The sequence below is a fragment of the Enterobacter sp. UNJFSC 003 genome, from assembly GCF_036903355.1.
Taxonomy (GTDB): Bacteria; Pseudomonadota; Gammaproteobacteria; order Enterobacterales; family Enterobacteriaceae; genus Enterobacter.
In genome coordinates this window covers 255292-276873 of the sequence record NZ_JBAKHK010000002.1, presented here as the reverse complement: position 1 = coordinate 276873, position 21582 = coordinate 255292, and the positions used below count along the sequence as shown (strand labels likewise).

The following is a 21582-nucleotide window of genomic DNA, read 5'->3' as shown; positions in this document are numbered from 1 at the left end:
TAAGAAATGCCTTTTTGTTCATTTAAAAGCGGAGAACCGCTGTTTACACTCATTTGGACATCCATACTGCTAAACCGCTATAGGCGGCACGGATAATGAATAAGAATGATCGTACTCAGCAATATTTCGAAGGTTTTTGACAACGGAAAGATGGCGCTCACAGCCGTTGACAACGTCAATTTGACGATTGAGCAGGGTCAGATTTACGGCATCATTGGATACAGTGGCGCAGGCAAAAGTACCCTGATTCGCCTGCTGAATGGTCTTGAAAAGCCGACCACCGGCAGCGTGACCATTAACGGGCAGAACATCTCCGCCGCAAAAGGAGAAGCGCTGCGTCAGGCACGTTTGAAGATCAGCATGGTGTTCCAGCACTTTAACCTGCTGTGGTCGCGCACGGTAAATGAGAACATTGCCTTTTCAATGCAAATCGCCGGCGTGCCAAAAGCCAGCATCACGGCGCGCGTCGCCGAGTTGGTGGAGCTGGTTGGCCTGAAGGGGCGTGAAAACGCCTATCCGTCACAGCTGAGCGGCGGGCAAAAACAGCGCGTGGGCATTGCGCGCGCGCTGGCCAATAATCCGGATGTGTTGCTCTGCGACGAAGCCACCTCTGCGCTTGATCCGCAAACCACCGATCAGATCCTCGATCTGCTGCTGGATATTAACCGTCGGTTCAAACTGACCATCGTGCTAATTACCCACGAGATGCACGTGGTGCGCAAAATCTGTGACCGCGTGGCGGTGATGGAAAACGGCAGGGTGGTGGAAGAGGGGGACGTGCTGCGCGTTTTTACCCACCCGCAGCAGCCCATTACCCAGCAGTTTGTGCGTCAGGTGAGCCAGTACGCTGAAGATGAAGCTTTTAATACGGAGCTGACAGCTGAACTGGAAGGGTCGGTGATCAAGCTGACCTTCACCGGGCACAGCACGCATAAGCCCATCGTTGGCGAACTCACGCTGCGCTACGGCCTGCCGTTTAACATCCTGCACGGAAAAATGACGCAAACCGCCCACGGTGTTTTTGGGCAACTCTGGGTGCACGTGGTGGCATCCGATGAACAACTGAACAATATCCTCGCCGACCTGCAGCACAGCGATATTGAAGGCGAGGTAATTAAACATGGCTGAGACGCTTTTCCCGCATCTGAAGTGGGACCAACTCTGGGCGGCAACGCTGGAGACGCTGTACATGACCGCCCTGTCTGGCGTGGCGACCTTTGTGCTGGGGATCGTGCTGGGTTTGGCGCTGTTTCTCACCGCGCGCGGCGGGCTGTTCCACAACCGCACGGTCTACAGCGTGATTTCCATTGTGGTGAACGTGTTTCGGTCAATCCCGTTCATCATCCTGATTGTTTTGCTGATCCCGTTCACCAAAACCATCGTCGGGACCATTCTTGGCGCGAACGCCGCGCTGCCTGCGCTAATTGTCGGTGCCGCACCGTTCTATGCCCGGCTGGTGGAGATTGCCCTGCGTGAGGTGGACAAAGGGGTTATTGAAGCAACGCGCTCAATGGGCGCACGACTGAGCACAGTAGTATTTCGGGTTTTACTGCCGGAATCATCGCCTGCACTGGTTTCAGGTATTACGGTGACGCTGATTGCGCTGGTGAGCTACAGCGCAATGGCGGGGGTGATTGGTGCCGGTGGTTTGGGAAATCTGGCTTATCTGGAAGGATTCCAGCGCAACCATGGTGACGTCACGCTGGTGGCAACGGTGACCATTTTAATCATCGTTTTCATTATCCAGTTCTGCGGCGATGTCATTACTTCACTGTTAGATAAACGCTAATAAATACACACAGGAACCCTCATCATGAAAAAAACACTGACGCTGATCGCCGCCGCAACCCTGAGCGCCTTGAGCTTTGCCTCCTGGGCCGACACCCTGACCGTAGGGGCGTCTAACACGCCGCACGCCGAAATTCTGGAGCAGGCGAAGCCGATTCTGGCGAAGCAGGGTATCGATCTGGAAATCAAACCGTTCCAGGATTACATTCTGCCAAACACCGCCCTGGCGGGCCGTGATATTGACGCCAACTACTTCCAGCATATCCCGTACCTGAACAGCGTGCTGAAAGATCACGCCGGTGATAAGGATTATGATTTTGTCAGCGCGGGCGCGATCCACATCGAACCAATCGGTATCTACTCTAAAAAATATAAGTCGCTGAAAGACCTGCCGGAAGGCGGCAAAATCATCATGCGTGATGCGGTTTCAGAAGAGGGTCGTATTCTTTCCATCTTTGAGAAAGAGGGCGTGATTAAGCTGAAACCGGGCATCGACAAAGTGACCGCACGCATCAGCGATATCGTGGAGAACCCGAAAAAGCTGCAGTTCACCCCTAACGTTGAAGCGTCACTGCTGCCGCAGATGTATAACAACGATGAAGGTGCTGCCGTGGTGATCAACGCGAACTACGCCATCGATGCAGGACTGGACCCGGTTCACGACCCGATTGCGGTAGAAAGCGGTGAAAACAATCCGTATGCCAACATCATTACCGTGCACCGCGGCGACGAGAAGAAAAAAGATATCGTTGCGCTGGTGAACGTGCTGCACTCCAAAGAGATTCAGGACTGGATCCGCACCAAATATAAGGGCGCGGTGATCCCGGTTAATAACTAATTACCTGATTTCTCAGATGAAGCCCGGTGAGTCTCTCGCCGGGCTTCTTTTTTGTATCCCGCGCACGAATCATTTAAGCTGGCTGTTTACGGCATTGGAGTGATGACGATGGGCAATGTGACCAAAGACGAAGCGCTGTACCAGGAGATGTGCCGGGTAGTCGGTAAAGTGGTTCTGGAGATGCGTGATTTAGGCCAGGAGCCTAAGCATATTGTGATTGCCGGCGTGCTGCGTACGGCGCTGGCGAACCAGCGCGTAAAACGCAGCGAATTGACGACCGAAGCCATGGAAACGGTGGTTAAAGCGCTTGCCGGGTAACGCGCCAGCGTTTCGCGAGCTGTTCGAGTGAACAGCAGAGCAGATAGTAGACGACGCCCGTAAAGATAAAAATGGCCGCCGGGTAAATCTGCACCCGGTTGTTCACCTGTCCCGCCACCGTCGTGAGCTCCGGTACGTTCACAATAAACGCCAGCGACGTATCCTTCAGCAGGCTGATAAAAATCCCCACCAGAGACGGCAGAATATTGCGCATCACCTGCGGTAACAGGACGCGCCATAAGGTCTGCTGCGTGCTGAAGCCCTGGGTTAATGCCGCTTCATATTGCCCCCGGGGCAGCGCGTTTAGCCCGGCCAGCACGGTGTGCATCACCGAGGCCGCAGTAAACCAGGCCAATGCCAGCGTGACGGTGAGCGCGCCGGGCAGATCGCCGCCTGTCATGAGCGGCAGCAGATACCACATCCAGAAAATCACGAAGATCAGCGGGATACCGCGGATCAGTTCGGCCCACAGAAAAAGGGCGGTGCGCATTGCTCCGGTAAAACGCCAGGCCAGGCACGCAAGCATTATGCCGCCGGGTAGGGCGAGGATGGCCGCACCGGCTGCCATTAACATGGTGAGCAACACGCCGCCGGGTTCGCCAGTCGCCATACGTCCCCACAGCAGATAATCCAGGTTGTCGGCGATGACGTTAAATCCGGCAATCATGTTTATTCCTCCCTGTGCGGGGGCCAAGACGCACCAGCGCCATGCCCATGACGACACCGGTAAACAGATACAATGCGGTTCCCACGATAAAGGCCTCCAGCGCGTGGGCGTTATAACTTTCAATCTGTCGCACCTGATAGGTCAGTTCGGCAAAGCCAATGCCGCTGGCAAGCGAAGAGAGCTTCATCAGGTTGAGATATTGCCCAACGACAGGCTGCCAGGCATTGGCAAGCCCTTGCGGCAGAAGGATGTAGCGAAACAGACGCCAGTCAGAAAAGCCCTGCGCCAGCGCGGCTTCCCGTTGTCCGCGTGGGACGGAACGTAGCCCTGACTCGACCTCTTCAATTAAAAACGCTGAGGTGAACACGCCTAACCCCCAGGCCGAACATAAAAACTCGGGCGTGAACCACCAAACGTCCCCCGGCAGAATCGACCAGACGTGATCTGCATTAACCACATCCCGAAGCGTCAGCGGCAGCCAGTTCCAGGCAGCGAAATACCAGAACAGCAGTTGCACCAGTAAGGGTGTATTGCGAAAAAGTGAGACCCAGCCGCTCACAACAGCATGACCAAACCGCCCGCCAGACAGGCGTAGCAGCAATAAAAGCAGCGCAAGCAGGCTCGCCAGAATCAGGCCCGCAAGAGTGACCCACAGGGTGGTGAGAAAACCGGATAATATCCACTGCAGGGGCTGCCCGGTCAGCACCCCCTGCCAGTCGAGCGCGGGCATTACAGATGCTCCTGATGAAGCGGGTTCAGGACTTTTTGCAGGAACCGCTGCGCGCGCGGGTGGGACGGGTGGGAAAAGAACTGTTCCGGCGGGGCGGTTTCCAGAATCTGCCCACCGTCGATAAACACAATCCGGTCGGCTATTTCGCGCGCAAACTGCATCTCATGCGTGACCACAATCATGGTGATCCCGCTGTGGGCCAGCGCTTTCATGACGAATAGCACCTCGCCAATCATCTCCGGATCCAGCGCGGAGGTCGGTTCGTCGAACAGAATGATTTGCGGAGAAGAGGCCAGCGCACGGGCAATGGCCACGCGCTGCTGCTGCCCGCCGGAAAGCTCGGCGGGAAAGTGATGGGCTTTTTCCAGCATCCCCACTTTTTCCAGCAGTGCCAGCGCCCGTTCCTGCGCCGGTGCGGCTTTCCAGCCGTGGACATGTTCGAGCGCCAGAGTAATGTTCTGGCTGGCCGTAAGATGGGCATAGAGATTAAATTGCTGGAACACAAACCCCACCCGGCTGCGCAACTGGCGCAGCGCTGCGCCAGAAAGCTGGCCTGTCGGTTTGTTGTCGATCAGGATCTCGCCGCCGTTCAGGGTTTCAAGCTGATTGATAAGCCGAATGAGCGTGGATTTGCCCGAACCTGAAGGGCCGAGGATAGCAACCACTTCGCCAGGTGTGATGCGCAGGTTGATGCCTTTTAAAACGTGATGATCGCCGTAGCGTTTAACCACGTCGCGAAATTCCACGCTGGCGTGGTCCAGACGTGAAAAATCCGCGGCACCGGCCGCGGAGTGTGAAAAAAGACCTGAGAGCATGTTACTGGGCTTCTATTGTAAAGGCACGAGGCTGTGGAGAAGGGGTGTGTGGACCAAACCAAACGTCGTAGATTTTGGCGGCCTGACCGTTTAGCTCAAGGTTAACCAGCTCGTCGTTCACGACCTTCAGCAGCGCGGTTTCCCCCTTTTTCACGCCCACGCCAATCTCTTCTTTACTGAGCAGGTCGGGCAGAATTTTGAAGTTTGCTTTATCCGGCGCCTGTGCCAGCAGACCGGCCAGAATGGTGCTGTCCTGGGTGATTGCCTGTACGTTGCCGTTGCGAAGTGCCGTCAGCGCCAGCGGAATATCGTCATAAGCAAGGACGCGGGACTGCGGGAAACGCTGGTGCAGCGCCTGCTCACCGGTTGTCCCTTTTACTGCGCCGATGCGCGCCCGGCTGTAATCGTCCAGTTTGTCAGGGGATTTGGCCGGGACCAGGAATTGCTGCCCGGTGACGAAATAAGGCGTTGAGAAATCTATCACCTGCGCGCGTTCCGGCGTAATGGTAATGTCCGCGACAATTAAATCCGCTTTGCCGGACTGAAGCAGCGGGAGACGGTTGGCCGGGTTAGTGGCAACCAGTTCCAGCTTCACGCCAAGCGCTTTTGCCAGCGCGTTGGCGAAATCGACGTCATAGCCGACGATTTGGTGTGTTTTGGCATCAATTGACCCAAACGGCGGGTTTGCGTCAAAGGTGGCCACTTTCACCACGCCTGCGGCTTTAATATCGGCCAGCTGGTCGGCCTGAACCTGGGTTGCTGCCGCCAGTAAAACCATTCCCAGCGCTAATTTTTGATACGCTTTTCTGTGTGTTGCCATAGTCATACGTCATCCCGTCGTTTTTGTTTTGTCCTGTTACGCTCCCATAAGCGAATGCTATCGCCAAATAAGAAATCGTTCTTTGCTATATGCAAAAAAGCATTAGTGAACAATGTGTTACTGAGCGGTGAATGAAAGTGGCGCTATTTGCGGATCTTGCACATCAACAGTCAATATTGGCATTTCCCCTGCGCGGCGGTTGGGTGGTTAACTGAGTTCAGGCAAAGCGAAGAGGGTGTAAAGACGATGAAAAAATGGATAAGCACGTTACGGCGGTTTTTTGCGACCCGGCAGGCCAATGCGGAGAACAGCGCGCAACGTGTTCTTGAGTCAATACTGCCCGTCGCCAGCCTGTATGGCGTGGACGTCGCGAACATCGACCCGGAGTGGTTTCATGATAAAACGTCACGCTGAACTGCGCCGCACGCGCGAAATGTACTGGAATGAGCTGTGCGTAATTTTGTTCTGATTCAGGTTAGCTGTTAATGTCGACAGGATATTGAGTCTTGTCAGTTAACGGAATGAAGAACACACTTTTAAAACGCACCCTTATCGTCTGGCTCGCCGTCTGCTTCGTCAGCGGCGTGTTGCTTTATGCCGAGCAGATTCGGCGTCAGTTCTGGGATCGCGACCGTGAGTTCTCTGCGTTGTTTTCAGAAATCAGCGCTGTGTTAACGCAAAACGAATCGGTATTGCCGCTTCTGAATGGCGATGAAGATATGGCGGCACTGCGTAAAAAGTTCCCTCATATTCTTTCGCTGGAAAAAACGTCAGGACGCGCGCTGGATGCCGCACGCGTTGAACCCGCCCAAGGCTATCAGTACTGGTTGTATAACCCCTGGCGTCAGATCCGGGTGCTGATTGATCCGAGCCCTTTACTTAACGCACATCATTCTTTTGCGCAGCTTAGCATAGGCTTCACCCGCGCAGACGATGAGGGGACGTCAGAAGCCTTCTGGCACTGGCAGCGTAGTTTCCCGCAGCACACTCAGCCCTTTATTCTCACAGCCGACGCTGAGCCGGACTGGCTCGGCGTCTCATGGTATAGCGTTATCCTGCTTTTTTTAGGCTGGGCAATCGTGATTGCGGCCGCGAGCACCGTGCTCTGGCAGCGTAAAGCGCGGAAGGATGCCGAGCAGCGGGCCCTTTATTACCAGCACGCCAGGCTCAACACGCTGGGCGAGATCACCGCGGGCATTGTTCATGAAATAAACCAGCCGCTCACTGCCGTGCAAACCTGGATTCAGGGCGCACAGCGTCAGCAGCAAAGGGACAATCCACAGGCGGTGTCGCAGGCGCTGGCGGGCGCACTGACGCAAACGCAGCGTATCAGTGCTTTGTTAACGCGCTTTCGTGAACATGTTGTGCAGGAGAAAGTCACTCTGCGGGAAGTCGATCTGATGCAATGCTGGCAGCAGGTGGTGAATTTACTGGAGCATGAGCGGCGAGCCGAACATATCACGGTTAGCCACGCCTTTGCGCCGGAGGCAACCACCGTGCTGGCGGACAGGCTCTGGCTAGAGCAGGTGTTACACAATCTGCTCAGTAATGCGATCCAGGCTCAGCAGGGATGCGATCGGGGCTGGGTAAGAATTAAAAGTCAGAAAAGCGCAAAGGGTGTTGAGATTACCCTCACCGACGGTGGGCCAGGCTTTAGTCCCGACGCGCTGCAGAATGCGTTTATGCCTTTTTACAGCGGACGAGAAGGGGGAATAGGTCTCGGTATGACATTGACGGAGTCGTTAATCACGCGGATGAATGGGGCGATAACGCTGGGTAATGGCCCGCAGGGCGGGGCTCAAATCCAGTTACTGCTGGCGAATGGAAAGGAGGCAACGCGTGGATAATACCCTCTGGCTGATTGATGACGATGAATCTATCCGGGAATCAATGGCGTTTTTACTCTCGGGGATGGGGTGGAAGGTAAAAACGTTTGAGAGTATTGGCGCGTTTACCGCCGATCACGTTAGCGATGTGACGCTGGTCGGGTGTATGTTGCTGGATATGCGTATGCCGGGCAAAGGGGGATTGGCCTGGCTGGAGGAAAGTGAATGGCCATGGCCGATGCTGCCGGTCATTATCATGACCGGGCACGGTACCGTTGACGCCTGCCGTCGGGCATTTCGTAACGGCGTGTTTGAATTTTTCACCAAGCCGCTGGATGCCGATAAGCTGATAGAAACAATCGGCTTCGCGTTTGAGGAGAGCCAGCGACGTTTTAGCGCCTGGCAGGAGAGGTCGCGAATAAAAGCGCGTTTTGAACAGCTGACTGCACGCGAACATGAAGTGTTGACCGTGCTGATGGAAGGGCTCAGCAATAAAGAGGTGGCTGCGCAGCTTAACCTCTCGCCCAGAACGGTGGAGGCACACCGTGCGTCGGCATTGGCGAAGCTTGGCGTCACCAGCCTGGTTCAGGCGAGCCGGGAGTACGACAAATTGCAATCCGTATAACTACCAGGTGGATTGCGTAATCAACCGAATTACGTTGCATCGTCTGCTTCAGTAACCTCGTACTGTTTCCCAACAGTCGAGGATGTGCGATGAAAAAGTTCATGATGATTGCGGCGTTTTTCGCCGGTAGCGTTAGCCTGGCGGCGCAGGCTGACGCGCTGAGCCAAAAGAATCTCTCCCTGGCGCAGGCAAATGCGCTGGCAACGTCTGCCGTACAGGCGTGCATGGCGAAAAACTATCAGGTGACGGTCACCGTGGTTGACCGCGCGGGCGTGGTGAAAGCGGTGCAGCGCACGGATAATGCCGGTCCACATACGGTGAAGGCCAGCGAAATGAAGGCATACACCGCAGTCAGTACGAAGAATGCCTCAGGCAAGGTGATGGAAGCCGCGCAGAATAACGCGGGTGCGCAGAATATGCGTGATGTTCCGGGCTTCCTGTTGCTGGCGGGCGGGCTGCCGGTGAAAGAGGGCGATGAGGTGATCGGGGCGATTGGCATCGGCGGCGCGCCGGGCGGTCATCTTGATGAGGCCTGCGCTCAGGCGGCCCTTGACGGGCTGAACAAATAGCATAAAAAAAGCACCGGGTTAGCCGGTGCTTTTTCATCAGATCTTGCAGGCGTCGCCGCAGTCGTCGTCGGCGACAATCGCCTGCGCTTTTTTATCCGCGTCGTCCAGACGTTCCGCGTTACGTTCTTCCGCTTCATCCAGTCCGTTAAAAACTAAGTTTTCGAGATCGATTTCCATGTTGCACCTGCGTTGTTCGGTTTTTGATACTGGCACAGTATAGGGCAAAAAAAGGCAGTAATGTACCTCGCAGCACATAAGGATAATCCCTGCCATACTCAGTGATTTACGGCTGAGGAGCGCCCATGATTACACTCTGCAAAACCTGCGGTACCTCTTACGATCCCAGACCGGAGCGCTGCCCGATTTGTGAGGATGAACGCCAGTATGTCCCGGTGACCGGACAGGCGTGGGTAGATTTTGAAAGCGTCACGGCGACCCACACCAACACATGGCAACAGCTGGAACCCCATCTGTTGAGCATCAAAACGGTCCCTGCCTTTGCCATCAACCAGCGTGCGCTGCTGTTGCGTACGCCGCAGGGAAATATTCTGTGGGATTGTATCGCTAACCTCGATCCGGCAACCAAAACGTTAATCACCGCGCTGGGCGGCATAAAAGCCATCGCGATTTCGCATCCGCATTACTACACCACCCTGCAGGAGTGGGCTAAAGCTTTCGACGCGACCGTGTACCTTCATGCCGGCGATCGGGCGTGGTTGATGCGCGACAGCCCGGCCATTCGCTTTTGGGAGGGGGATGCGCTGGAGATTGCACCCTCGGTCACGTTGCTGCGGCTTGGCGGTCACTTCGCGGGCGGGACGGTGCTGCACTGGCATGGCGGCGAAGGAGTATTGCTGGCGGGGGATATCCTGCAGGTAACGCCCGGTAATGATGCCGTGTCGTTTATGTGGAGTTATCCGAATATGCTCCCGCTGCCTGCCAGCGAGGTGGCGCGGGTAACCGGGCTTTTGCAAGGTACGGCGTTTGAACGGCTATACGGCGCATTCGAAGGCCAGAACATTCTGGCGAATGCGGACGACATTGTGCAGCGGTCAGGCCAGAAATATATTGCTTGTCTCAGGTAAAGCACGGTGGGTAAACTTCAGGAGCGTGATCTTGATCATGCCTAAACTAAAACAGATAAAAGAGAAATTGCTATGCAACATATCATTGAAGGTTTTCTCAGCTTTCAAAAAGAGATTTTCCCGCAACGTAAAGAGCTCTTTCGCAGTTTAGCGTCCAGTCAAAATCCCAAAGCGCTGTTCATCTCCTGCTCTGACAGCCGTCTGGTACCAGAACTGGTGACTCAGCAAGAGCCGGGACAGCTTTTTGTCATTCGTAATGCGGGCAATATTGTGCCACCGTTCGGGCCAGAGCCAGGCGGCGTCTCCGCGACTATCGAGTATGCGGTTGTGGCGCTGGGCGTGACGGACATCGTGATCTGTGGCCACTCCAACTGTGGTGCCATGAAAGCGATTGCCGACAACGCAAACCTTGAGCCAATGCCTGCGGTATCACACTGGCTGCGTTATTCCGATGCGGCCAAAGCCGTGGTTGAGAAGAAGTCCTGGGACCAGCCGATCGATAAGGTTAACGCGATGGTGCAGGAAAACGTCTTCGCGCAGCTGAGCAACATTAAAACCCATCCGTCGGTTGCTGTGGGCCTGCGCAACAACTCCATCCGCCTGCACGGCTGGGTGTACGACATCGAAAGCGGCGATATTCGTGCGCTGGATAAAGCGACGAAAACCTTCGTCTCCCTGTCTGAAAACCCGGAAGTCTTCTACGAGTAATCAGGCGCAGCAGGGCATGGAAGCCCTGTCAGTTGTCCACCCAGGGTAACTTCCTGCGTGAGCCAGAAGCCGGTTTCATGGCCGCTTTCGCCATCGCCTCTCCAATCTCTGCGCACTCTGCCAGTCCCTGAACAAAGGGGTGATCGTGCATGAGCCAGGGTATCGCACCAAACGCAATTCGTCCGCGCAGACTGTCGGGTTCTCTTAGCGTGTAATCATCACCGATATCGGGGATCTCTTCGCCCGTTGTCTGAAGGTGTTTCCGAAGCGTGGGGAAGGGAAGATCCCGGGTCTTAAGCGGTTTTTGCCCTCGCGCGTCAATATACACGTCGAAACGGTACGTGTTGTCCTGGGTGGTGATAACGGTTTGATGGCTGCCGATATCCAGGTCGTAATCATTCCCGAGTGCGACAACGCTGAGAATTCCGGCTTGACGCAGCCCCAGCAGCCTGCGGATTGACTGGGGAGGAATGGCGGCATAATTATCGATAAAAACGCGCGCCAGGCCCTGTCTGAATCGTTTTCCATCCTGCTCCGAGAAATGGGGAACAATCTCCTGAATCACTTCATGAAGCCGGAGAACGGTATAGCGCCACGCGACGGTGCGTTTATCGCGCTTGTTTCGCTCCACCTCCTGAAGATTCTCCTCTGCCCACAGGAAGGGATCATGTTTTTTGCGATCCGCAAACCAGGCATCAAGCAGCGTGTCGGCATTCAGCGAGCGTAATTCAATGGCGTTGCTCCACTGGGGATCGGCCTGCTCAAGTTCTTTCACCATGAGTGAAAATATACGGTCGAGTAAACCCTCAGAGCCCTTTTTCACTTCCGCTTCAGCAGCGGTTTCGGTCAGGATGGTTAAGGGTTCATAGGGGATGGGACAATAGAAATCAGCCTCAGGGAGGATACCCGTGCGTGACATCAATACAATTTTCAAATCCTGACTTTTTTCTTCCAGCCTGAACTCATCGTCAACAAATTCTCCGTGCTGAATTACCACGGCCATCGCGGCATCCAGTCCGCTGAGTGAGGTCCCCATAATGCCGACGCGGCAGGCGGGAATGCTGGCGTCCATCAGCCCTGACCAAGGGCTAGGGAAATAGGTGCGGGTGGCTTCATCGTCATCCGGCCAGACGTGACCGGTGGCAATGACGGCAAGATCAAACCGTTCATTGAAGGGTTCATCGTTCACTGAAAGCGTAACGCCGTCAGCGCTGACATCAAGATCGGTAACGGGGGAGGATTCAAAAACCTGCACCTCAAACCCACGCCTTTTTGCCTCGTCCACAAGCGCCAAAAAGCAATCGCGAAAATATTCCCCCAACAGAATGCGCGGTAAAAACTGTCTGTCGTGCAGCGTGGATTTCTCCACCCCATAGCGTGCAAGGTGCGACGGGCTCTGCGTTTTAAGCCACTCAAGGTAGGTGATGAATACGGGAGGGATTTCGATGCTCGCAATGTTTGCCAGCATAAGACGCGAGTTTTCTTCGTCGCTGTAGGGCATCCCGACACCGGCTTCTTCTGCCTGTTCAAAGACGGAGAGTGAGAGCGGGTTATTGCTGTTCAGAAGGGCGTAAAAGGTATAAATCCCTGTAGGGCCTGCGCCGATAATGGCAATTTTCTTCATCGACAGTCTTCCTGCATTATTTTTTCCATAAGAAAAGCGTAGCAGGAGAAGACTGACAAAATCAGGAAATTGGGATTATTCAGGGTGCTTAGAGAGGATTTTGCACCATTTCAGGACTGAAATGGTGCGTCCGAGTGGACTCGAACCACCGACCCCCACCATGTCAAGGTGGTGCTCTAACCAACTGAGCTACGGACGCAGAATGGTGCGTTCAATTGGACTCGAACCAACGACCCCCACCATGTCAAGGTGGTGCTCTAACCAACTGAGCTATGAACGCAACGCGTTGTCAGTGACAACGGGGACGAATATTAGCGGCACAGCCTCGAACAGGCAAGAGGGAAAATGCAATTTTCTCTCTGATTTCACGCGATTGCTTCATTACCGCGCAAAGTGAAGAGAAAGTAGCCGCCAGCAGGCGGCTACTGCTTGTTTAACGCGCGGCGCGTTGCAAAATCATCGTTGATGGCTGACGCTGCAGGAAGCGCATCCGCAGCATCATCATGATGGCGGCGGAGGTCAGACCGATAATAAAGCCGATCCAGAATCCTGCCGGACCCATGCGATCAACCACCAGATCGGTCAGCGCCAGGACATAACCGCACGGCAGGCCCAGCACCCAATAGGCGATGAAGGTGATAAAGAAGATAGAACGCGTATCTTTATACCCTCGCAGAACGCCGCTGCCGATGACCTGAATGGAATCCGAGACCTGATAAATTGCGGCCAGCAGCATCAGATGCGACGCCAGAATAACAACCTCCGGGTTGTCGTTATAGAGCAGGGCAATCTGCTCACGCAGCGCGACGGTAAACAGTGCCGTACAGGCGGCCATACAGACACCGACACCCAGCCCGGTGCGCGCAGCCGTTTGTGCATCCAGCGTTGAACCTTGCCCAAGACGGAAGCCCACGCGAATAGTCACGGCAGCGGCCAGCGACATTGGCAGGACGAACATCAGGGAACTGAAGTTCAGGGCAATCTGGTGCCCTGCGACGTCAATAATCCCGAGAGGCGAGACCAGCAGAGCAACGACGGCGAACAGCGTCACTTCGAAAAAAAGCGCCAGCGCGATAGGCAGACCTAACTGTACCAGGCGTTTTACGATGTTCCAGTCTGGCGTGCTAAATGAACGGTCGTTACGAATGTCGCGCATTGAGCGGGCGCGCTTAACAAAGGTAAGCATGCTGAAAAACATCACCCAGTAAACCGCGGCTGTAGCCACCCCACAGCCTACGCCGCCAAGCTCAGGCATGCCGAAATGACCGTAGATGAAGACGTAGTTGACGGGAATGTTCACCAGCAGGCCGATAAAGCCCATCACCATGCCGGGCTTGGTTTTTGCCAGCCCTTCACACTGGTTACGCGCAACCTGGAAAAAGAGGTAACCGGGCGCACCCCAGAGCAGGGCGCGCAGATAGCCTACGGCTTTATCAGCCAGCGCGGGGTCAATATTGTGCATGGCGCGAATAATATGTCCGGCGTTCCAGAGCACTACCATAATCAGCACCGAGACAAAACCCGCCAGCCAGAACCCCTGGCGTACCTGATGGGCAATACGTTCGCGACGGCCGGAACCGTTCAACTGTGCGATAACCGGCGTGAGCGCCAGCAGCAGGCCGTGACCAAAGAGGATTGCTGGGAGCCAGATTGAGGTTCCTATCGCTACGGCCGCCATATCGGTGGCGCTGTAGCCACCCGCCATCACCGTATCCACAAATCCCATTGCAGTTTGGGCCACTTGCGCGATGATCACCGGTATAGCCAGTGCCAATAATTGCCGCGCTTCATTCATGTACTTCTGCACGTGAACACCTTTGTATTGTTGTTATTTGAGAGAGTAAAAAAGCCGCCGAAACGGGCAGCAAGAAGAAAATGCAGGGGGGTGCCAGCTATTGTAGCGGGGTTTAACTAATTATCTAGTGGAAAAATCGCCAGTCAATGCGCTCCGCTGGCAACCTGTTTTTCCAACTGTTATTGTGGTGGGATTAAACGGTGTCATCACCGTCAGGAAAATACAGGAGTTGTAAGCATGTTTACTGGTATTGTGCAGGGCACTGCGAAAGTGGTGTCTATTGATGAGAAACCCAATTTCCGTACTCACGTGGTTGAGCTGCCGGAATATATGCTGGACGGTATCGAAACCGGTGCCTCGATTGCCCATAACGGCTGCTGCCTGACGGTGACCGAAATTAACGGCAATCAGATTAGCTTTGATTTAATGAAAGAAACGCTGCGCATCACCAATCTTGGCGAGCTGGTGGTGGGTGATACCGTGAACGTCGAGCGGGCAGCGAAATTCAGCGATGAGATTGGCGGCCATCTGATGTCCGGACATATCATGACGACCGCTGAAGTCGCAAAGATCGTGACCTCTGAAAATAACCGTCAGATCTGGTTTAAAGTCCAGGACCCCACCCTCATGAAATACATCCTGTATAAAGGATTTATTGGTATTGATGGGATTAGCCTGACCGTGGGGGAAGTTACGCCAACGCGTTTTTGCGTCCATTTAATTCCAGAGACGCTTCAGCGCACGACGCTAGCCAGCAAAAAACTGGGGCAGCGCGTGAATATCGAAATTGATCCGCAAACCCAGGCGGTCGTGGATACCGTTGAGCGCGTAATGGCGGCAAAAGAAGCCGCAATAATTAATGCTGCGGAAGAAGAATAAGAAATAACCCCGGTGCGCCGGGGTTATATTTTTAGCGGGCGACCCGTAAACCCTGTTCAATACCCCGGCTAAAGACCACCTGCCACAACTGAATATCGCGCGCGCGGAATGCGCCCGCACAGGCATTCAGATAATAGCTGAACATCCGTTTAAATCGTTCGGAATAGTTGTCCGCAATCTCCGGCCAGGCTTCCTGAAAACGGGCATGCCAGGCCATCAAGGTCGTATCATAATCCGCGCCAAAATTATGCCAGTCTTCCACAATGAAGTGAGGCTCACTGGCATTGGCAATCTGGCGCACGGACGGTAAACAGCCGTTCGGGAAGATGTATTTGTTGATCCAGGGATCAACGCTATTGTCGGTTCGCTTTGAGCCAATGGTGTGCAATAAGAAGATGCCATCTGGTTTCAGATTACGATCCGCTACCTCGAAGTAAGTGTCGTAATTTTTCGGCCCCACGTGCTCAAACATGCCTACGGAAACAATGCGGTCAAATTGATCGTTCAAATCACGATAATCCTGCAGGCGAATATCGACGTCCAGCCCGCGACAGCGTTCCTGCGCCATTTTTTGCTGTTCGGCAGAGATGGTGACACCGACGACGCTCACCCCGTAATGCGTCGCCATAAACCATGCCAGACCGCCCCAGCCGCAGCCAATATCCAGCACACGCATACCTGGCTGTAACTGCAGTTTTTCGCAGATAAGACGCAGCTTATCCTGTTGCGCTTCTTCAAGCGTGGTGGCCTGTTTCCAGTAGGCGCAGGAGTATTGCATCAAAGGGTCAAGCATACGGCTGAACAGGTCATTACCAAGATCGTAATGCTCTTTGCCGACAATCCACGCCCGCTTTTTGTTTTGCAGATTGAACAATCGGGCAGACGCAACACGCAGCGTGTCTTTCAGGTTTCGAGGAAGCTGGTTTTCAAGACCGGCGCGTAACACGCTGGTGAAAAAGATATCCAGCCGTTCGCACTCCCACCAGCCGTCCATATAACTCTCGCCCAATCCTAACGATCCCTCGCGCAACACGCGTTTAAAAAAGTCGGGATGCTTGACCTGCGGATCGGAGGGGGAAGGCCCATTAATCGTGATGCCTGCACGACCTAACAGTTCACTGACGATCCGGGACCAGTTATCGTCCGGAACGCTGACTTCTTCTATACACGATGAACTCATAGCTTCTCCATCACCTTGCTGTGATCAGAACCTTCAAACAGCGTAGACGCTTTTTATGGTTTGTGAGAAATCTCACGGTAATTCCCCGCGAGGCTAGTATCCGACGTAGAACAGAGGAAGGGAGATAACCCTTGCCGAAATGCCTTCCATGGAAAAACGGGAGCACTCCGGCTCCCGTTAACACTTAATATTTATCGTATTTAATCGAACCAAATTTAGTATAGGCCTCAAAATTTGGTGATTCAATAGAAAATTCTTAGCAACCTAATCACTGAAACGTAACATAATTTCCAGCGCGATTATGCATGCGACGTTTCTGCCCGAGCTCCCTCTTTTTGCTCCCGATGCGCGGAAGACTGCATACGGTAGCCAATGGCGGCCAACGCGACGGTAAACAGCATTACGCTGGTGGTGGTCAGCAGTGGGGTGGCGATCAGGGCTGAGACCACCAGGCTTGCCAGGAAGCACAAACCCAGCTGCAGCGTGTTCTGCAGCGCGGCTGCACGGCCAGTTGCCTGCGGGAATGGGCGTAATGCCTGCGCCACGACGATAGGGTAAATGGCACCGTTGGCAATAGCCATCACGCAGAACGGAATCAAAATCTCAACCAGGCCTGCGCCCGGAACGAAGCCCACAGCCCAGGTGCCGATCACGCTCAACGCGTACAGCGCCAGCAGCCACGGCAGCATCTGCTGACCTTCCCATTTCTGCAACGCAGCACGACAGCCATAGCCACCGACCAGGAAGGCGATGGTCTGCGGGACGTAGCTCAGGCCAATGGCTGCAGGGCTGTAGCCCATATCATGCAGAATGAACGGCGAGCCGGTCAGCCATGCGAAGAAGCTTGCAGAGCAGGCCGCATAAATCAGGACGTTACCGCGATACGCCTTCGCCCGCAGCAAAGAGGTAAAGGTGATCGGCTTCGCTTCCGGCAGCGGCTCCTTTTTAGGCGCAGGCTTGAGGGTAAACGCGGGCAGCATCAGCACCAGGGTAACGGCAAACAGCGTGGCGAAGATGGCCTGCCAGTCGAAATGCGCCAGCAGCCAGCTTCCCAGCAGGGGGGCGAGGGCGGGCGAAAGCCCCACCAACGGCATAATGGTGGCGAAAATGCGGTTAGTGCGTGAAGCAGGATAGTAATCCGTCACCAGCGCCTGCCAGGTCACCGCTGCGGCACATACGCCAACGGCCTGCACGAAGCGCAGCACCAGCAGCCAGGCTGCATCGCGTACCCACAGCATCCCCAGACAGCCCACGGCAAAAATAGCCAGACCCAGCAACAAGACCGGCTTACGACCAAAGCGATCGGAAAGCGGGCCCCAGAGCAACTGCGCGAAGGCAAAGCCGGCAAGGAATACGCTCAGGCTGGCGCTGATGGCGGCAGCCGGGGTCTGTAAATCTTCCTGCATCGCGGCAAAGGCCGGCAGGTACATATCGGTGGCCAAAAAGCCCAGCACGCTCAAACCGGCGAGCCAGACTAAAAATCCTTTATGAGGTTGCATTATTTCTTCTCCTTGAGGAGGCAGGTGTACGTTGGCGCAGAGTGTAGGGAGTGCAAAGCGGCTTGTGAAACGCTAATATTTGGCGGGTGCATTCAAAAATTTTGCAGGCAGAAAATGTGGTCAGATTATTCTCTTGAAGTTGTGGATGCCGTCGCGCGTAACGGCAGCTTTAGCGGTGCAGCGCAGGAGCTACACCGCGTGCCCTCGGCGATAAGCTATACGGTACGCCAGCTGGAAGAGTGGCTGGCGGTTCCCCTGTTTGAACGGCGTCATCGCGACGTTGAGTTAACGCCTGCCGGGGCGTGGTTTTTGAAAGAAGGGCGATCTGTTATCAAAAAAATGCAGATCACCCGAGAACAGTGTCAGCAGATTGCTAACGGCTGGCGAGGGCATCTTTCCATCGCGGTAGATAACATCGTCAAACCGGAACGAACGCGGCAGATGATTGTTGATTTTTATCGTCATTTCTCGGATGTGGAGCTGCGGGTGTCCCAGGAGGTGTTCAACGGCGTCTGGGACGCGCTGGCGGACGGCAGGGTGGAGATGGCGATTGGGGCAACCCAGGCGATCCCCGTCGGGGGGCGCTATGCGTTCCGCGATATGGGCATGCTTAACTGGAAATGCGTGGTGGCGCGTGAGCATCCGCTGGCGACAATGGAAGGGCCGCTGAGCGATGACGCGCTGCGCAACTGGCCGTCGCTGGTGTTGGAAGATACCTCGCGCTCGTTGCCCAAGCGTATTACCTGGCTGCTGGATAACCAGCGCCGGGTTGTGGCCCCGGACTGGGAATCATCCGCGACCTGCCTCAGCGCCGGGCTGTGCGTTGCAATGGTGCCTGGCCATTTTGCGCGCCCGCGCATTGACACGGGTGAATGGGCTGCGCTGACGCTGGAGAACCCCTTCCCGGATGCCGCCTGTTGCCTGACATGGCAGCAAAGCGATGTATCACCTGCAATGGCCTGGCTTCTGGATTACCTGGGAGACAGTGATACGCTTAACCGGGAGTGGTTACGGGAGCCAGCGTAGCGGGCTCCGTATGAGATTAACGACGGTAGTCGCGGAACGGACCATCCGCAACGGAACGGCGTTCAATAAGGCGAGGATGAACTTCAATTGACTGGGATTCTTCTCGCTTGTTGACGATCCTGTCCATCAGCATATTGAAGGCTGTTTCGCCCAGTGAATCTTTTGGCTGGTGAATGGTGGTCAGCGCAGGGGTAAAGAAGCGCGCGTTACGCACGTTGTCATACCCGATGACGGAAATATCCTGCGGTACGCGCAGCCCCAGCTCATCTGCCGCACAGAGTGCACCCATCGCCATGATGTCACCACCACAGAAGACGGCGGTCGGACGGTGCGGCTGGGAGACAATCTGCTGCATCGCGCGATAGCCTGATTCGGGTTCAAAGTCACCCTGAACAATCCAGTTTTCCGGCACCGCGATCATCGCTTCTTCCATCGCTTTCATAAACCCGGCCAGGCGGCCCGCACCGGTGTTGCGCTCCAGCGGCCCCGGTATCACACCAATTTCGCGGTGACCGCGTTCCACCAAATAACGTCCCGCCATATAACCGCCTTCGAAGGCGTTATCAATCACGGAATCGGTGAAGTCGGCACGCGCTTCACCCCAGTCCATAACGACCATCGGTATGTGGCGATACTCTTCAAGCATGGAAAGCACCGACTCCGGGTACTCGGAGCACATCACCAGCAGACCATCCACGCGCTTCTGCGCCATCATTGACAGATAGGCTCGCTGTTTTTCAATGTTGTTCCACGCGTTGCCCAGGATAAGGGTATAGCCTTTCTGGAAGCAGTTTTTTTCTACCGCTTCAATGATCTCGGCAAAATAGGCCGCTTCACTGCTGGTGGCCAGCAAACCAATGGATTTGGTGTGATTAACTTTAAGACTGCGCGCAACCGCACTCGGCGAGTAGTGCAGTTCCTTGATCGCTGCCCAGACGGCATTGCGCGTCTCTTCCGCAACGAAACGGGTTTTGTTAATAACATGTGATACGGTTGTAGTGGAAACGTTTGCGCGTTTTGCCACATCTTTAATTGTTGCCATTAAATGTCACTCCAGACCATATCCTAAGCTCCTGAAAAACATGAAGGTAAACGTTTGCCTTCTCTCACCCTTATTACGCAATCTGGAATTGCGACACGCCGGGAAAACGACTCAGGACGTCAGGAGGGGGTCAATGGCCGGTACGCTAATAAATTTAGCGTGGAATTTTGTCCTATCTTGGTGAAAAGGGGAAGAGCAAAAGTGGATATCCGTTTAAATCCAGGAAGATTTTTGACGTAAACTGTGTAAAAATGAGCAGACTCACTTTTTGTGGGGGGATTAAAAGGAGAAAAATTGATGAATACCGATCTGAAGTTTTCGCTGACGACGACCGTGATTGTGCTGGCGCTGATTGTTGCCGCAGGTTTGACGGCAGTACTGCACTGATTTACGCGGAGGGAGCGTTCTCTCCCTCCTGCTTATCCCGATTGTTACCCCTCTGGCAAAAATCTTTTGCCAATTTGTTAACTTCTCATTTTTTGTGATTGATGTCATGCTTTCCGCTTCTTTGTTCTGTGTTACGACATAACACGGCATCCGGAGTTGACGCATGAAAATCAATTTTCCCCTGCTGGCCCTGGCGATCGGCGCTTTTGGGATTGGCACCACTGAATTTTCCCCGATGGGGTTATTGCCCGTTATCGCCCAAGGCGTAGAGGTTTCTATCCCTGCGGCCGGTATGTTGATCAGCGCCTACGCCATTGGCGTGATGGTGGGGGCTCCGCTGATGACGCTGTTGCTTTCGCATCGGGCGCGACGCAACGCGCTGATTTTCCTGATGGCCATCTTTACGCTGGGCAATGTGCTCTCCGCCATTGCGCCGGATTACACCACGCTGATGCTGTCCCGTATTCTGACCAGCCTGAACCACGGCGCCTTCTTTGGGCTGGGCTCTGTCGTTGCCGCAAGCGTGGTGCCCAAACATAAGCAGGCCAGCGCAGTGGCGACCATGTTTATGGGGCTGACGATTGCCAATATTGGCGGCGTACCTGCTGCAACCTGGATGGGGGAAGCGATCGGATGGCGGATGTCCTTCCTCGCCACTGCCGGGCTGGGTGTGGTGGCGATGATCGCCCTGTTCTTCTCGTTACCGAAAGGCAGCGCGGGCGAACGTCCGGATGTGCGTAAAGAACTCTCAGTGCTGGTGCGTCCTCAAGTGCTCTCTGCGCTGCTGACAACCGTTCTCGGAGCAGGGGCGATGTTTACGCTCTACACCTATATTTCCCCGGTACTGCACGAGATAATGCATGCAACGCCGCTTTTTATTACCGCGATGCTGGTGCTGATCGGCGTGGGCTTCTCTATCGGTAATTACCTCGGGGGCAAGTTGGCCGACCGTTCTGTGAGCGGTACCCTGAAAGGCTTCCTGACCCTGCTGATTGCCATTATGGTGGCGATACCCTGGTTGGCGCAAAATGAGGTGGGGGCGGCAATTGCCATGGTGGTATGGGGCGCAGCCACCTTCGCAGTGGTACCGCCATTGCAGATGCGCGTCATGCGCGTCGCCCATGAAGCTCCGGGACTCTCTTCATCCGTCAATATTGGTGCGTTTAATCTGGGGAATGCCTTGGGTGCCGCAGCAGGCGGCGCAGTGATTTCGGGTGGGCTGGGGTACAGCTTTGTACCGGTGATGGGCGCCATCATTGCTGCCCTCGGCCTGCTATTGGTGCTGATGTCGGGTCGCAAACAACCTGAAGCGGCATGCGCCACAGAATAAGCTAAAAGCGCAGAAGGGCGGACCCTTCTGC

The 21582-nt window shown here is 54.9% G+C and carries 24 protein-coding genes and 2 tRNA genes; 14 read left to right on the top strand and 12 right to left on the bottom strand.

What is annotated here, in order from left to right; genetic code table 11:
* Nucleotides 1–105: 105 nt before the first annotated feature.
* The 4 genes from V5P19_RS07400 (at nt 106) to fumD (ending at nt 2944) form a co-directional block, all read left to right on the top strand.
* Nucleotides 106–1128 carry an ATP-binding cassette domain-containing protein gene (locus tag V5P19_RS07400; protein ID WP_334401692.1) on the top strand — a complete coding sequence of 341 codons (1023 nt, stop codon included), beginning with the start codon at nt 106–108 and terminating at the stop codon, nt 1126–1128.
* Complete coding sequence (locus V5P19_RS07395) at nt 1121–1789, top strand: methionine ABC transporter permease (protein ID WP_334401690.1); 669 nt, start codon at nt 1121–1123, stop codon at nt 1787–1789. The genes V5P19_RS07400 and V5P19_RS07395 overlap by 8 nt, the downstream gene beginning before the upstream one ends.
* A 24-nt stretch (nt 1790–1813) precedes the next feature.
* Nucleotides 1814–2626, top strand: a complete 813-nt coding sequence (locus V5P19_RS07390) for a MetQ/NlpA family ABC transporter substrate-binding protein (RefSeq protein ID WP_010430254.1) — start codon at nt 1814–1816, stop codon at nt 2624–2626.
* A gap of 108 nt (nt 2627–2734) precedes the next feature.
* The gene (gene fumD / locus V5P19_RS07385; protein ID WP_008500615.1) at nt 2735–2944 is read left to right on the top strand and encodes a fumarate hydratase FumD; all 210 of its coding nucleotides are present in this window, start codon (nt 2735–2737) and stop codon (nt 2942–2944) included.
* Here fumD and V5P19_RS07380 read toward each other — a convergent pair.
* The 4 genes from V5P19_RS07380 to V5P19_RS07365 are packed head-to-tail and all read right to left on the bottom strand — an operon-like array spanning nt 2925 to nt 5976.
* Nucleotides 2925–3611 (bottom strand): amino acid ABC transporter permease, encoded by a 687-nt coding sequence (locus V5P19_RS07380; protein ID WP_334401686.1) that lies wholly within the window; start codon nt 3609–3611, stop codon nt 2925–2927. The two genes, fumD and V5P19_RS07380, sit on opposite strands and share 20 nt — an antisense overlap.
* Nucleotides 3595–4341, bottom strand: coding sequence for an amino acid ABC transporter permease (locus V5P19_RS07375; protein ID WP_334401685.1), 747 nt, complete (start codon nt 4339–4341; stop codon nt 3595–3597). The genes V5P19_RS07380 and V5P19_RS07375 overlap by 17 nt, the downstream gene beginning before the upstream one ends.
* The gene (locus V5P19_RS07370; RefSeq protein ID WP_334401683.1) at nt 4341–5156 is read right to left on the bottom strand and encodes an amino acid ABC transporter ATP-binding protein; all 816 of its coding nucleotides are present in this window, start codon (nt 5154–5156) and stop codon (nt 4341–4343) included. The genes V5P19_RS07375 and V5P19_RS07370 overlap by 1 nt, the downstream gene beginning before the upstream one ends.
* A gap of 1 nt (nt 5157) precedes the next feature.
* Nucleotides 5158–5976: an ABC transporter substrate-binding protein gene (locus V5P19_RS07365; RefSeq protein WP_334401681.1), complete on the bottom strand. Its 819-nt coding sequence runs from the start codon at nt 5974–5976 to the stop codon at nt 5158–5160.
* A 246-nt stretch (nt 5977–6222) separates the two neighbouring features.
* Here V5P19_RS07365 and V5P19_RS07360 point away from each other — a divergent pair, with 246 nt between their 5' ends.
* The 4 genes from V5P19_RS07360 to V5P19_RS07345 all read left to right on the top strand — a co-directional run bounded on the left by V5P19_RS07360 (nt 6223) and on the right by V5P19_RS07345 (nt 8996).
* Entirely contained in the window at nt 6223–6390 is a 168-nt protein-coding gene (locus V5P19_RS07360; RefSeq protein WP_334401679.1) for a hypothetical protein, read from the top strand.
* Between the two features lie 107 nt (nt 6391–6497).
* Nucleotides 6498–7823 (top strand): ATP-binding protein, encoded by a 1326-nt coding sequence (locus V5P19_RS07355; RefSeq protein ID WP_334401677.1) that lies wholly within the window; start codon nt 6498–6500, stop codon nt 7821–7823.
* Nucleotides 7816–8427: a LuxR C-terminal-related transcriptional regulator gene (locus V5P19_RS07350; protein WP_334401675.1), complete on the top strand. Its 612-nt coding sequence runs from the start codon at nt 7816–7818 to the stop codon at nt 8425–8427. The genes V5P19_RS07355 and V5P19_RS07350 overlap by 8 nt, the downstream gene beginning before the upstream one ends.
* An 89-nt stretch (nt 8428–8516) precedes the next feature.
* Complete coding sequence (locus tag V5P19_RS07345; RefSeq protein WP_334401674.1) at nt 8517–8996, top strand: heme-binding protein; 480 nt, start codon at nt 8517–8519, stop codon at nt 8994–8996.
* Nucleotides 8997–9032: 36 nt separating this feature from the next.
* On the opposite strand, the gene V5P19_RS07340 is transcribed toward V5P19_RS07345, so the two are convergent.
* On the bottom strand, nt 9033–9173 hold the full coding sequence (locus tag V5P19_RS07340) for a hypothetical protein (RefSeq protein ID WP_013096938.1): 141 nt from the start codon (nt 9171–9173) through the stop codon (nt 9033–9035).
* Nucleotides 9174–9298: 125 nt separating this feature from the next.
* Between V5P19_RS07340 and V5P19_RS07335 the strand changes: the two genes are divergently transcribed.
* The gene (locus V5P19_RS07335) at nt 9299–10081 is read left to right on the top strand and encodes an MBL fold metallo-hydrolase (protein ID WP_334401671.1); all 783 of its coding nucleotides are present in this window, start codon (nt 9299–9301) and stop codon (nt 10079–10081) included.
* Nucleotides 10082–10153: 72 nt separating this feature from the next.
* The gene (locus V5P19_RS07330; protein WP_334401668.1) at nt 10154–10789 is read left to right on the top strand and encodes a carbonic anhydrase; all 636 of its coding nucleotides are present in this window, start codon (nt 10154–10156) and stop codon (nt 10787–10789) included.
* A 28-nt stretch (nt 10790–10817) separates the two neighbouring features.
* Here V5P19_RS07330 and V5P19_RS07325 read toward each other — a convergent pair whose 3' ends face one another.
* From V5P19_RS07325 to mdtK, 4 genes are all read right to left on the bottom strand, one after another.
* Complete coding sequence (locus V5P19_RS07325; RefSeq protein ID WP_334401666.1) at nt 10818–12413, bottom strand: FAD-NAD(P)-binding protein; 1596 nt, start codon at nt 12411–12413, stop codon at nt 10818–10820.
* Between the two features lie 122 nt (nt 12414–12535).
* A tRNA-Val gene (locus tag V5P19_RS07320) sits at nt 12536–12612 on the bottom strand.
* A gap of 4 nt (nt 12613–12616) precedes the next feature.
* Nucleotides 12617–12693: transfer RNA gene (locus tag V5P19_RS07315), tRNA-Val, on the bottom strand.
* 153 nt (nt 12694–12846) lie between these two features.
* The gene (mdtK, locus tag V5P19_RS07310) at nt 12847–14220 is read right to left on the bottom strand and encodes an MdtK family multidrug efflux MATE transporter (protein ID WP_334401664.1); all 1374 of its coding nucleotides are present in this window, start codon (nt 14218–14220) and stop codon (nt 12847–12849) included.
* A 225-nt stretch (nt 14221–14445) separates the two neighbouring features.
* Here mdtK and V5P19_RS07305 point away from each other — a divergent pair, with 225 nt between their 5' ends.
* Nucleotides 14446–15087, top strand: a complete 642-nt coding sequence (locus tag V5P19_RS07305; RefSeq protein WP_334401662.1) for a riboflavin synthase subunit alpha — start codon at nt 14446–14448, stop codon at nt 15085–15087.
* Between the two features lie 31 nt (nt 15088–15118).
* Here V5P19_RS07305 and cfa read toward each other — a convergent pair whose 3' ends face one another.
* Nucleotides 15119–16267, bottom strand: a complete 1149-nt coding sequence (gene cfa / locus V5P19_RS07300) for a cyclopropane fatty acyl phospholipid synthase (RefSeq protein WP_334401660.1) — start codon at nt 16265–16267, stop codon at nt 15119–15121.
* A 299-nt stretch (nt 16268–16566) separates the two neighbouring features.
* Nucleotides 16567–17766 carry a purine nucleoside transporter PunC gene (gene punC / locus V5P19_RS07295; RefSeq protein WP_334401658.1) on the bottom strand — a complete coding sequence of 400 codons (1200 nt, stop codon included), beginning with the start codon at nt 17764–17766 and terminating at the stop codon, nt 16567–16569.
* A gap of 114 nt (nt 17767–17880) precedes the next feature.
* Between punC and punR the strand changes: the two genes are divergently transcribed.
* Nucleotides 17881–18792 (top strand): DNA-binding transcriptional activator PunR, encoded by a 912-nt coding sequence (punR, locus tag V5P19_RS07290; RefSeq protein ID WP_334401656.1) that lies wholly within the window; start codon nt 17881–17883, stop codon nt 18790–18792.
* Nucleotides 18793–18808: 16 nt separating this feature from the next.
* Here the strand turns inward: punR and purR are convergent, their stop codons facing one another.
* Nucleotides 18809–19834 carry an HTH-type transcriptional repressor PurR gene (gene purR, locus V5P19_RS07285; protein ID WP_334401654.1) on the bottom strand — a complete coding sequence of 342 codons (1026 nt, stop codon included), beginning with the start codon at nt 19832–19834 and terminating at the stop codon, nt 18809–18811.
* A gap of 297 nt (nt 19835–20131) precedes the next feature.
* On the opposite strand from purR, the gene V5P19_RS07280 reads away from it, so the two are divergent.
* Together V5P19_RS07280 and V5P19_RS07275 are read left to right on the top strand one after the other, a co-directional pair.
* Nucleotides 20132–20221, top strand: coding sequence for a YnhF family membrane protein (locus V5P19_RS07280; protein ID WP_334401652.1), 90 nt, complete (start codon nt 20132–20134; stop codon nt 20219–20221).
* A gap of 163 nt (nt 20222–20384) precedes the next feature.
* Complete coding sequence (locus V5P19_RS07275) at nt 20385–21551, top strand: MFS transporter (protein ID WP_334401650.1); 1167 nt, start codon at nt 20385–20387, stop codon at nt 21549–21551.
* Nucleotides 21552–21582 lie beyond the last annotated feature (31 nt).